This window comes from Sporomusa sp., assembly GCF_057736855.1.
Map to the genome: position 1 here is coordinate 1 of NZ_JBYKYF010000078.1, position 11,621 is coordinate 11,621.

General features: G+C 42.7%; 14 protein-coding genes. All 14 read right to left on the bottom strand.

What is annotated here, in order from left to right:
• Window positions 1-1,008: chromosome segregation SMC family protein (locus AC29Z1_RS07120; RefSeq protein WP_488270765.1), on the bottom strand; the 1,008-nt coding region annotated here is incomplete at its 3' end.
• A 193-nt stretch (window positions 1,009-1,201) separates the two neighbouring features.
• Window positions 1,202-1,462 (bottom strand): stage V sporulation protein S, encoded by a 261-nt coding sequence (locus AC29Z1_RS07125; RefSeq protein ID WP_075754977.1) that lies wholly within the window; start codon window positions 1,460-1,462, stop codon window positions 1,202-1,204.
• A gap of 91 nt (window positions 1,463-1,553) precedes the next feature.
• Window positions 1,554-2,606: an elongator complex protein 3 gene (locus AC29Z1_RS07130; RefSeq protein ID WP_488270766.1), complete on the bottom strand. Its 1,053-nt coding sequence runs from the start codon at window positions 2,604-2,606 to the stop codon at window positions 1,554-1,556.
• A 55-nt stretch (window positions 2,607-2,661) separates the two neighbouring features.
• A complete protein-coding gene (gene rnc / locus AC29Z1_RS07135) occupies window positions 2,662-3,396 on the bottom strand; it encodes a ribonuclease III (RefSeq protein WP_488270767.1) in 735 nt (244 codons plus the stop codon).
• Between the two features lie 10 nt (window positions 3,397-3,406).
• On the bottom strand, window positions 3,407-4,648 hold the full coding sequence (gene fabF / locus AC29Z1_RS07140) for a beta-ketoacyl-ACP synthase II (protein ID WP_488270768.1): 1,242 nt from the start codon (window positions 4,646-4,648) through the stop codon (window positions 3,407-3,409).
• Window positions 4,649-4,661: 13 nt separating this feature from the next.
• A complete protein-coding gene (locus AC29Z1_RS07145; protein WP_488270769.1) occupies window positions 4,662-5,609 on the bottom strand; it encodes an NAD(P)H-dependent flavin oxidoreductase in 948 nt (315 codons plus the stop codon).
• A gap of 138 nt (window positions 5,610-5,747) precedes the next feature.
• Window positions 5,748-5,984 (bottom strand): acyl carrier protein, encoded by a 237-nt coding sequence (locus tag AC29Z1_RS07150; protein ID WP_488270770.1) that lies wholly within the window; start codon window positions 5,982-5,984, stop codon window positions 5,748-5,750.
• A 38-nt stretch (window positions 5,985-6,022) separates the two neighbouring features.
• Window positions 6,023-6,766, bottom strand: a complete 744-nt coding sequence (fabG, locus tag AC29Z1_RS07155; protein WP_488270771.1) for a 3-oxoacyl-[acyl-carrier-protein] reductase — start codon at window positions 6,764-6,766, stop codon at window positions 6,023-6,025.
• A gap of 1 nt (window position 6,767) precedes the next feature.
• Window positions 6,768-7,712 carry an ACP S-malonyltransferase gene (gene fabD, locus AC29Z1_RS07160; protein ID WP_488270772.1) on the bottom strand — a complete coding sequence of 315 codons (945 nt, stop codon included), beginning with the start codon at window positions 7,710-7,712 and terminating at the stop codon, window positions 6,768-6,770.
• A 23-nt stretch (window positions 7,713-7,735) separates the two neighbouring features.
• A complete protein-coding gene (gene fabK / locus AC29Z1_RS07165; RefSeq protein WP_488270776.1) occupies window positions 7,736-8,680 on the bottom strand; it encodes an enoyl-[acyl-carrier-protein] reductase FabK in 945 nt (314 codons plus the stop codon).
• Window positions 8,673-9,689, bottom strand: a complete 1,017-nt coding sequence (locus tag AC29Z1_RS07170; RefSeq protein WP_488270773.1) for a beta-ketoacyl-ACP synthase III — start codon at window positions 9,687-9,689, stop codon at window positions 8,673-8,675. The genes fabK and AC29Z1_RS07170 overlap by 8 nt, the downstream gene beginning before the upstream one ends.
• The gene (gene plsX, locus AC29Z1_RS07175) at window positions 9,676-10,710 is read right to left on the bottom strand and encodes a phosphate acyltransferase PlsX (RefSeq protein WP_488270774.1); all 1,035 of its coding nucleotides are present in this window, start codon (window positions 10,708-10,710) and stop codon (window positions 9,676-9,678) included. Before plsX ends, AC29Z1_RS07170 begins: the two co-directional genes overlap by 14 nt.
• Window positions 10,711-10,772: 62 nt before the next feature.
• Window positions 10,773-11,342, bottom strand: a complete 570-nt coding sequence (gene fapR / locus AC29Z1_RS07180) for a transcription factor FapR (RefSeq protein ID WP_488270775.1) — start codon at window positions 11,340-11,342, stop codon at window positions 10,773-10,775.
• 136 nt (window positions 11,343-11,478) lie between these two features.
• On the bottom strand, window positions 11,479-11,621 hold a 143-nt coding region (rpmF, locus tag AC29Z1_RS07185), incomplete at its 5' end, for a 50S ribosomal protein L32 (RefSeq protein ID WP_488270777.1).

Sequence of the window (11,621 nt, forward strand, 5' to 3'; positions counted from 1 at the left end):
TTCTGCCGCTTGTTTTTCAGCCGTTATCCTGGCAAGTTCATCATCAAACCGCGCTTTTGCCTTTTTTCCTTGTTCTATACGCTCAGTCAATATACCATTACGGCTGTCGATTTGCTCAATTTCATTGGTTACTTCCTGGATTTTTTTTTCAATATCGGCAATTTCTTCTTCTTTTTGGGCAAGCTGTAGCGTAAGTGCGTCTTTTTCATTATCAGCGATAGTTAGCCTGGAAGTAACGGCAATACTCCGGTCTAATAGCTGCGTCTGCTCCATTTTAGCGCTTTCAATCAGCTTTTCGGCCTTCATCAATCGTTCTAGTAGCACAGTTGCTTGACATGCTGTCAATTCGGCATGTAATAAATTAAATTGCCTGGTCTTATCAGCACTTTCTTTAAGCGGTTCTAACTGACCTTCAAGCTCGGTAGTAATGTCCCTGACTCTGGTGAGATTTTGCTCTGTATCTTCCAGTTTGCGTAGCGCATCCCGTTTACGATGTTTATATTTGATAATGCCGGCAGCTTCTTCAAACAAAAGTCGGCGCTCTTCCGGTTTACTGCTTAATATCTCATCCACTTTATTCTGCCCAATGACCGTCATAGAGTCACGCCCGAGTCCTGTATCTGCCAACATCTCATGAATATCTTTTAACCGGCAAGGAGTCTTATTAATAAAATATTCACTTTCGCCCGACCGGAATATCCGGCGAGTTATCGTAACCTCGTTATAGTCTAGTGCCAACAAGCCATCACTATTATCAAACACCAGTGAAACCTCTGCCACTCCCAAAGGCTTACGGTTGACACTTCCGGCAAATATGACATCTTCCATTTTAGCGCCGCGTAAATTTCGCAGATTCTGTTCTCCAAGTGCCCAGCGAATAGCATCAGAAATATTACTTTTGCCGCTGCCGTTTGGGCCAACAATGGCTGTAATTCCTCGGCCAAACTCTAACTCAATTTTTTCAGCAAACGATTTAAATCCATATGCCTCTAGCCGGCGCAGCAGCACAATAACCACCCTTACTTATATTTAAAGTCACTCAAAATTTTACCATGCCCGGTACGGTAACACAAGAGCAGCAAAAGTACGCTTATCAGCCTGCAGAGCGTTAAAACTCTGAAATTTATGTAAACAATACAATAACATTCCTCCATATAAAAAAGCCTGCATAAATGCAGGCTTTTTCACATTATTGATTTCGTTAGCGAGGTTCTACGATAAATCGAATGGCGGTGCGCTCTTCCCCATCAATAGAAATTTCCGCAAAAGCCGGTATGGTAATCAAATCAATGCCATTGGGAGCGACAAAACCACGTGAAATGGCAATAGCCTTGATAGCCTGATTAACCGCCCCTGCACCGACTGCCTGCACCTCTGCGGTACCTTTCTCCCGCAAAACTGCTGCCAGAGCGCCTGCTACGGATTTGGGATTTGATTGTGCAGATACTTTCAGCACTTCCATTTTTCGCTTTCCTCCTTTGAATTCAGGGCCTATACATTAAAACTATTCTGCATATTTCCTAAAAATTCCTCCTTTTACATGTTTTTAAAATTTAATTTAGCATATTTTTATTTATTAGATGACAAGAGCCCTTGTATGTAAGCAAAAGCGAACCTGGTTTTACTGCCGCATCAGCATAAAGTTTCAATCCGGATAAATTATATCGGATTTTTAAGTGAAAGAGATTGTTATTATATTGTCCGCGCACTTTAGAGGTATCTTTCGGATGATGGATAATCGTACATTCAGTGTTGCTATCTAAACCCGTTTCTTCAATAAACCTCGCCAGCATTAAGTAAAAAATATGAGAATCTACCAGTTCGCCAAAAGCAGGATGATATGGTCCTGCAAGTACATTATCTTGACTATCCAGTTCTTCAGTAGCCTGCAGGCCTGTGCGTATAACATCAATACCATGACGTTCAAATACCAGCTTCATGTAAGCGGAGCGCGCAACGGCTTGCTGCAACGATAACGGTTGGTAGACGCCTTGGTTATATAATTCAGCAAGCCGGGTTCCGCTAATAACAACAGCAGGATATATACGAACAAAATCTGGTTGTAAATCTACGGCCTTACGTACCGTATGAATTAAACTCGCCCAATCCTCTTTCGGCAGACCAGGCATTAATTGCAATCCACAAAATAAACCGGCATCTCTCAGAAGTTTTACAGCTTTGGCCACAACCTGACTGTCATGCCCGCGTGCTGCCTGAAGAAGTACAGCATCATCCAATGACTGTACACCCAACTCAACGATACTCACCCCATGTTTGGTAATGTTTGACAGTATACTGTCATTTATACAGTCTGGCCTGGTAGAAAGACGAATCGCATGAATGTTGCCTTTTTTCAGAGCTTGACTAGCCGGAGTCAGCAAATCGTTTTGCACTTCTTCCGGCAACGCAGTAAAACTGCCGCCGTAAAAGGCAACTTCAATGCGGCGATCTTGATTAATCGTTGCCAGTCTCTCATGAATAATAGCCGCTACTTGCATGGCAGTAACTGGCGTCTGACAGCCGGTTATTTTTTTCTGATTGCAAAAAATGCATTGATGTATACATCCCAAATGCGGAATAAATATCGGGATAATATAATGCTTCATAATACTCCTATACAGAAAGGACGACCAAAATGGCCGCCCCGATTTAACCATAAAACTATTCAGTTATAACACCAAACTTTATGAGCGCCTGTTTAGCAGCCTGTTGCTCGGCTTCTTTTTTACTTTTGCCCCAACCTGAACCCATACGCTCAGCATTCACAAAAACGGCTACTTCAAAAGATTTATCATGATCAGGACCGCGTTCACTAATGACCTCGTAAGCAATTTTACTATCGTTATTTCTTTGCACAATTTCCTGCAGCCAAGTCTTATAATCTTTTAAATAGTCTCCACGCTCAACTGAAGCTAGTTCAGATTTAAGCTGATTTAACACATATTTGGCAGCGCTCTTAAATCCAGCATCAAGATAAACAGCGCCAATAATCGCTTCAAAGGCATCTGCAAGAATCGATATCCGTTCTCGACCACCCGAGAGAGCTTCACCTTTACCTAAGAGGAGATAATCACCTATCCTTAACTCTAATGCTCTTTTCGCGAGTGTTTGCTCACAAACAACCTGAGCCCTAGCTTTGGTGAGTTCTCCTTCAGGCAAGTGCGGGCACTGGCTAAATAAATAGGAGCTAATAATTAAATCCAGAACCGCATCGCCCAAAAACTCCAAACGCTCGTTATGCCGAATATTCGCTCCTTTTGTTTCATTGGCATACGACGTGTGGATAAGAGCCTGATGCAGTAGTTTGTAATCGTTGAATTCAACTCCTAACGATCGGCATAATTCGGTTAACGCTTGCATACGGGAATCATCTAGCATCCGTTTAACTTCTTTCATGAAAAATTGGTTACGCCTGATATTTCTTTAACAGAATGGTTGCATTGTGTCCGCCAAAACCAAATGAGTTCGAAAGAGCAACATTAACAACCATTTCCCGGGCCTTATTGGGTACATAATCCAAATCTAGCTCAGGATCCTGATTTTCCAAGTTAATGGTTGGCGGAACAACATTATTAGCAATGGCAAGTACGCAGGCAATTGCCTCGATGCCACCAGCCGCACCTAAAAGATGTCCAGTCATGGACTTGGTTGAGCTGACCTTAAGTTTCTTTGCATGTTCACCAAATAATGCCTTTATCGCTAGTGTCTCATTCTTGTCATTAAGCGGTGTTGAGGTTCCATGAGCATTTATGTAATCCACTTCGCTAGGATCCATTCCGGCGTCCTTAAGCGCCATAGCCATGCATTTAGCTGCTTGTGTACCTTCAGGTGCTGGTGCTGTAATGTGATAAGCATCGGCATTAGTACCATAGCCAACAACTTCAGCATAAATTTTGGCGCCACGCGCTAATGCGTGCTCCAGTGTTTCCATAACTACTATACCTGCACCTTCACCCATGACAAAACCATCACGGTCTTTATCAAAAGGACGGGAGGCTTTTTGCGGTTCATCATTGCGGGTAGACATGGCCTTCATGGCACAAAAACCAGCCACAGCCGAAGGTGAGATAGCAGCTTCAGTGCCGCCGGCAACCATCACATCGGCATCACCGCGTTGAATTACTTTGAAAGCATCTCCAATAGCGTTAGTACCTGTTGCACAAGCAGTAACTACACAACTGCAAGGTCCTTCCAGGCCAAAAGTAATAGAAGTTTGACCGGCCGCCATATTCGTAATCATCATCGGGACAAAGAACGGACTGACCCTTCCCGGCCCTTTGTCAAACAAGGTTTTAAACTGATCATGCAGGGTATCCATACCGCCAATACCGGTACCAATTAGTGTCCCGATACGACTACGATCTTCTTGTTCCAAATTAATACCTGCATCTTCAAAAGCCATTTTAGTCGCTGCAATCGCGAATTGAGTACATCTGTCCATACGTTTGGCTTCTTTTTTGTCAATATACTTTGTCGCATCAAAATCTTTGACTTCTCCTGCAATTTGAGTAGAATATTCGCTAGGATCAAAGCGGGTAATACGATCAATACCAGATTTACCTGCAAGTAACGCTTGCCAAAAGTTATCTGTACCAATGCCAATAGGCGTAACTGCGCCCATACCTGTAATCACAACACGCTTTTTCACAAAGATCACCTCACTATTGTATTTCTTCAACTTCTTTAAGAAGCCGGGCAAAAATTTCTTTAACAGGTAATATTTCATCTATTTTATGAATATACTCGCCAGTGAAAACCAGTCCGGTATCAACATCTCCCTGTTGTGCACGAATAAGTGCATTAATTATACAGAAATTCTGGGCACAGTGTTTGAGGCAAGCTACACATTTATCCGGACCGTCGACGGTACATTCAAGAATTTTCTTAGCAAAAGGATTTTTTATAGCACGTCCAGGCAAACCTACCGGACTTTTAATTAATACCACGTCTTCAGGTTTTGCTTTTAAATAAAACTCTTTTAAAGCCGGAGCGGCGTTAGATTCTACACTAGCGGCAAATCGGGTTCCCATTTGTACACCATCAGCGCCAAGTCTCATTACCTCGACAATATCCCGACCGGAAATAATGCCGCCTGCCCCGATAACCGGGATATTTACAGCTTTTTTAATATCAGGTAAAACAGTACGCAAGGATTGGTCAGTTCCTAGATGACCACCTGCTTCTTTACCTTCAACAATAACCGCGGCAGCACCAAGTTTTTCCGAAATTTTGGCAGCTTTAACAGATGATACAATTGGCACGATTGGAGTCCCAGACTTGATCCCCATAGGGAATACATCACGAGAAAATCCAGCTCCTGCTACTACCAAGTCAATCCCTTCATCAATGGCAGTCTCAACATAGCGAGCAAATTGTCTTGCCGCTACCATAATATTTATACCAATTATTCCCTTGGTTAAGCTGCGGGCCAGCCTAATCTCATGGCGCAACTCATCAAAAGCCATACCTGATGCTGCGATAAGTCCGATACCGCCAGCTTCAGCCACGGCTGCCGCCAAACGGGCAGTTGACAGTCGTATCGCCATGCCTCCTTGTATAATCGGAATTTTAGCAACATGTTGGCCAATTTTAAGCTCCGGCAGTTTCAAGTAACAACTCCTCCAATCAATAAACCCTACCATAGACTAATGCATTACCCTTAAGAAAGTCCCGCGAAAAGCTTCCACGGGACTTTCTTCGTTTCACATAGGGCAATACCAACAATTACGTTAGAGATAAAACATTAGTTACGCTTGTTTTTCCTTGTCTATGTACTCCACAGCGTCTTTTACTGTTTTGATCTTTTCAGCAATTTCATCAGGAATTTCAATGTTGAATTCCTCTTCAAAGGCCATAATCAGTTCAACAATATCCAGTGAATCAGCGCCAAGATCGTCAATGAAAGTAGAATTTATTGTTACATCAGCCTCATCAACGCCGAGCTGTTCAACAACAATTTCTTTAACCTTGTCAAAAGTTGTCATAATGGTATTCACCTCCTTCCAAGGAATTGTAACATATATTACATTACCATACCACCGTCAACATTTAAAGTCTGCCCGGTAATATAAATTGCCGACGGGCTTGCCAAAAATACTACGGCAGCAGCTACATCTTCTGCTGTACCTAAGCGGTTAAGCGGAATTTTCGCTGCTAAGTCAGCCTTCACCTGTTCTGACAAGCCATGGGTCATATCGGTTACAATAAAACCTGGTGCAATGGCATTAACAGTAATTCCCCGTGAGGCTAATTCTTTAGCCATTGATTTAGTAAAGCCAATAACACCAGCTTTGGCCGCAGCATAATTTGCCTGGCCAGCGTTACCCATAAGCCCTACAACAGAAGTCATGTTGATGATCTTTCCGCTTTTTTGTTTCATCATGCTCTTGATTACGGCTTTAGTGCAATAGAATATGCCTTTTAGATTGGTATTCATTACCGCATCCCAATCTTCATCTTTCATCCGCATTAGCAGTGTGTCCCGAGTAATACCCGCATTGTTTACCAGTATATCAATCTTTCCATAGGTTTCCATTGTCTGCTTGACCATATTTTCAACTGCATCAGCATCAGCGACATCTGCTTTAACAGTAATTGCTTGTCCGCCGTTATCAACAATGAATTTGCGAACGTCTTCAGCCGCCTCTGCATTGCCAGCATAATTAATTACAACTTTAGCACCAGCTTTTGCTAACGCAATCGCTACTGCCCGGCCAATACCTCTAGATGCACCTGTAACAATGGCAACTTGTCCGTCTAAATGCATTTTAACGAACCTCCTTGAAATAATCAAGAGCTTTTTCTAAAGAAGGTACGTCTTCTACATTTAGTGTTTCAACCGCTTTGGCGATTTTCTTGGTAAAGCCTGTAAGAACTTTGCCAGGTCCAACCTCAACAAAAGTAGTTACACCAAAGTTTACTATTTGTGCCACACAGTCTTCCCACAATACAGGACTGGCAGCCTGTTTAACCAGCAATTCCTTTATTGTATCGCCTTGGGTAACCATTTGTCCATTCACATTAACGACAACTGGAATAGTTGCATCCTTAACCGACACTTTGTCAAGCTCAGCTCCCAGCTTTACTGCCGCAGGCTGCATCAGCGTACTATGAAAAGGAGCACTGACAGGTAAGGAAACAGCTCTCTTAGCACCTGCCGCTTTTAACAGTTCACTGGCTTTCTCAACAGCCTGGTTTTTTCCGGCAATGACAATTTGTCCTGGACAATTAAAGTTTACTGCCTGAACAACGCCAACTTCATCTGCGACTTGCTGACAAACTTCCACAACTTTTTCGCGTTCAAGACCCAAAACGGCAGCCATACTACCTTCGCCAAGCGGTACCGCATCCTGCATGAACTGTCCACGTTTTCTTACCAATTGGACAGCATCAGTAAAGGTTATTGCTCCAGCAGCAACCAATGCTGAATATTCTCCCAGACTATGTCCAGCCACAATATCTGGTGTAATTCCATGCTGTTTTAATACTTCGCAGCAAGCTACACTCATTGTCAAAATAGCTGGTTGAGTGTTATACGTTTTCTTTAGCTCTTCTTCAGGACCATTAAAACACATATCGGTAATGGAAAAGCCAAGCGCTTCATCCGCTAACTGAAATATCTCTCGGACTATATCAAACTTATCATATAAATCTTTTCCCATACCAACGGTTTGAGATCCCTGCCCGGGAAAAACAAATGCTAGTTTACCCATTTCGTTCCCTCCTTATGTATGGCTCAGCTATCTATATTTTTCTGTAAGTTAGCAATCACTTTCGGTACATTTTCAACAATATCACGCATAATTTCATCCACGGTCCGGATCTCATTGATCAACCCGGCAACCTGACCAACCATTACCGAGCCATAATCCACATCGCCTTCACGTACTGCGGCTCTGAGTTTGCCGGCACCTAAACGATCCAATTCTTCAATTGACGCGCCTTGTCTCTCCAATTCGGCAAATTCACGGGTTAGTTTATTGGCAATCACTCTTACCGGATGTCCGGTTATTGCACCAGTAACAACCGTTGAGCGCTCTTTGGCTTTAATAATGGCCGCCTTATAATTAGGGTGAGCAGTACATTCAACAGAAGCTGCAAACAGTGTCCCGATTTGTACTCCCTGGGCACCTAAAGCGAATGCTGCTACTACTCCGCGAGCATCGCCAATGCCGCCGGCAGCAATAACCGGAACCGAAACCGCATCAACAACCTGCGGCACTAGTGCCATAGTCGTTACTTCACCTATATGACCGCCACTTTCCATTCCTTCAGCAATAATCGCGTCAATCCCTACCCGTTCTAACCGTTTGGCCAACGCCACTGAAGCAACAACCGGAATTACCTTAGTACCTACTTCCTTTAATGCCGGTATGTATTCCCCAGGATTACCAGCCCCGGTCGTAACTACCGCTACTCGCTCATCTACGACGACCTGCATAACCTCTTTGACAAACGGTGACATAAGCATTATATTGACCCCAAAGGGCTTGTCAGTAAGTTCTTTAGCTTTTCTGATTTCTTTTTTTAGTGCATCAGGGGGCATATGCCCAGCACCAATAAGTCCTAAACCACCTGCATTGGAAACGGCCGCTGCTAATTCAGCAGTAGCTACCCAAGCCATTCCACCTTGTAAGATCGGATATTTAATATTTAACAGTTGGCAGAGTTTGCTATTCAGCAATAGTTTTAGCCTCCTTACCCCATTTTATAACAGCTGATGCCCAAGTTAACCCAGCACCAAAGCCAACAAGCACTACAACATCACCTTGTTTGATTTTGCCACGATGTACAGCTTCTTCGAGGGCAATAGGAATAGAGGCAGCAGATGTATTACCATATTTATCAACATTCACCATGACTTTATCCATAGGTAGTTTAAGGCGTTTAGCGGCTGATTGGATAATTCGAATATTAGCCTGATGAGGAATCAAGCAGTCAACATCATCAGCACTAAGACCAGCATTTTCTAGTGCATGAATAGCTGCTTCGCCCATGATTTTAACAGCAAACTTAAACACTTCATTGCCATTCATATGAACAAAATGCATTCGTTGGGTAACCGTTTCGGCACTGGCAGGATTGCGAGATCCGCCGGCAGGAAGTTTTAACAAATCGCCACCTGAACCATCGGCTCCTAAATGGGCGCCAATAATACCATAATCAGAATCTGTCGCTGCCAATACCGCAGCCCCAGCACCATCACCAAATAGAACACAAGTATTTCGGTCAGTCCAGTCGAGAATCTTAGAAAGAGTCTCCGCACCGATAACCAATACTTTTTTATATAAACCAGCCTTGATAAACTGACTGCCTGTAACAAGGCCATATACAAATCCCGAGCATCCGGCAGCTAAGTCAAAAGCCGCTGCATTACTAGCTTTGAGATTAGCCTGAACTAAGCAAGCAGTCGAAGGAAAAAACATATCTGGTGTAGCTGTAGCGACAATGATTAAATCAATCTCGTCAGCAGTAATGCCAGCATCGATCAGAGCTTTTTCAGCCGCGCGGGTGGCTAAATCAGAGGTTGCCATATCCGGCGAAGCTATCCGGCGTTCCCGGATTCCGGTTCTTGAGACAATCCATTCATCCGAAGTTTCCACTATATTTTCCAGATCTTTGTTGGTCATTATCTTTTCAGGCACATAGGTACCAGTACCAATAATAGCCACATTGTTAAATTTCTTCATTATTTACTACCCCCTCTTTAGCAATAGTTTCGCGAATATGGGCAACAACATTCTGTTCAGTAAACTCTTTAGCTACTCGAATAGCATTTTTTATCGCTTTTGCTTTTGAGCTTCCATGGCAAATAATAAATCCGCCATTAACTCCAAGCAGTGGTGCCCCGCCATATTCGGCATAATCTAACTTTTTCTTTAACCCATTTAATACTGGCACTACTAGCATCGAGGCCATTTTGGTCAAAAAACCACTATTTTTAATCGATTCTTTAATCAATTGTAATATGGCTTGAGCTAAGCCTTCCCCAAACTTCAGCACAATATTTCCTATGAAACCATCGCATACAACAACATCAACTGTTCCTTTCGGAATATCACGGCCTTCAACGTTGCCAATAAAATTCACAGTATTAAGTTGCTTTAACAGCGGATATGTAGCCAACACTTGTTCGTTGCCTTTGCTATCTTCCTCACCGATATTTAACAGACCAACCCGGGGGGTTGGAATATTAAGAACATACTCCGCATAAATAGAGCCCATAATAGCGTTTTGTACTAAATGCTTAGGTTTACTATCGATATTCGCGCCAGAATCTAAGAGAATGGTTGTACCTCGCTGGTTTGGTATTGGTGTTGCGATAGCCGGTCGCTCAATACCATTAATCCGACCTAGCCCTAATAACGCCGCAGCTACCGCCGCCCCAGTACTACCAGCACATATGGCTACATCACAATACCCCCGTTTAACCAGTGACGTAGCAACAACAACAGAAGCATCTTTCTTCTTCCTAACAGCAGCGCCAGGCGATTCATGCATATCGATAACTTCACTCGCATGATGAACAATAATATTATTTATTTCTTTTCCATTGCCATGACGCTCAAGCGCTTGAGTAATTTGATTTTGATCGCCGACCAAAACAATTTCAATATTTTCATTTGCGTACTCACCGGCGGCTTGTATTGCGCCTAAAACAATCTCATCGGGCGCGTAATCTCCGCCCATAGCATCAATGGCAACCCTCATTTGCTATCTTCCTTTCGCAAGCACCGACAGAATATAACTTTTTATTTAAAATATAAATTGGTTTATGAAGGCAACTCGTTCTCAAGTGAAACCATAATAAATTTAGCCCGAAAGACTTCTTGCGTATCATTCCTAGTCTTTACCCAAATAAAATATTTATTGCCTCTTTTTTTTACGTTCTCTGCTTTGGCTACTAATTTTTCCCCTTCACGCACAGCAACTTTATATTTGATGTTTGCAACCCCAGTTACGGCCATGGGAGCATCAATAATTGCCAAAGCTAAGGAATTTGCCTGAGCAAAAATGTAATGTCCTCGGGCAACTTTCGTTTTTTCGAATACCATTTCAGGGGTTATTGTCATCAGCGATATTCCTGACTTTCCCAATTCCAGGTCAATCAGTTCACCGATCACATCGGCACTGGCAATGGTCTTAAGCTTATTTTGAGCTTCTTCAGCCATTTTCTTAGTACGTTCCCTAAGTTCAGGTATACCAAGTTCCAATCGATCCAGTCTGATTGTCTGCACACTAACATTTAAATATTCTGCCAGTTCTTCATCAGTAAGAAAAGGTGTTGTCAACAACTTCTCTTTTAATTTTTCCTGACGTATTTTTTTTTGAACCCGCGCCATAACATCACCCAATTTATAAGCAACTTATAATACCAATTGTTAGCATTTATTATAGCTACTTGCTACCAATTTTGCAAGTAAAAAAAGTGAGCAAGATAAAATTAACTGACTTTTATCTTGCTCACTGCTTATTTTTCTATTCTGCTTGAACCACAACTTTGCCATTATAATGACCACATTCAGGACACACGCGGTGAGGCATTTTCTTTTCGTGACATTGAGGACATTCGACTAAACCAGGAATAGTAAGTTTCCAATTAGCACGACGCTTGTCGCGAC

Excerpts from the sequence above, each read along its gene's own strand:
- AC29Z1_RS07125 (WP_075754977.1), bottom strand. The coding sequence starts at position 1,462 with ATGGAAGTGCTGAAAGTATCTGCACAATCAAATCCCAAATCCGTAGCA.
- rnc (WP_488270767.1), bottom strand. The coding sequence starts at position 3,396 with ATGAAAGAAGTTAAACGGATGCTAGATGATTCCCGTATGCAAGCGTTA.
- plsX (WP_488270774.1), bottom strand. The coding sequence starts at position 10,710 with ATGAGGGTTGCCATTGATGCTATGGGCGGAGATTACGCGCCCGATGAG.
- AC29Z1_RS07130 (WP_488270766.1), bottom strand. The coding sequence starts at position 2,606 with ATGAAGCATTATATTATCCCGATATTTATTCCGCATTTGGGATGTATA.
- fapR (WP_488270775.1), bottom strand. The coding sequence starts at position 11,342 with ATGGCGCGGGTTCAAAAAAAAATACGTCAGGAAAAATTAAAAGAGAAG.
- AC29Z1_RS07150 (WP_488270770.1), bottom strand. The coding sequence starts at position 5,984 with ATGACAACTTTTGACAAGGTTAAAGAAATTGTTGTTGAACAGCTCGGC.
- fabG (WP_488270771.1), bottom strand. The coding sequence starts at position 6,766 with ATGCATTTAGACGGACAAGTTGCCATTGTTACAGGTGCATCTAGAGGT.
- AC29Z1_RS07170 (WP_488270773.1), bottom strand. The coding sequence starts at position 9,689 with ATGAAGAAATTTAACAATGTGGCTATTATTGGTACTGGTACCTATGTG.
- fabD (WP_488270772.1), bottom strand. The coding sequence starts at position 7,712 with ATGGGTAAACTAGCATTTGTTTTTCCCGGGCAGGGATCTCAAACCGTT.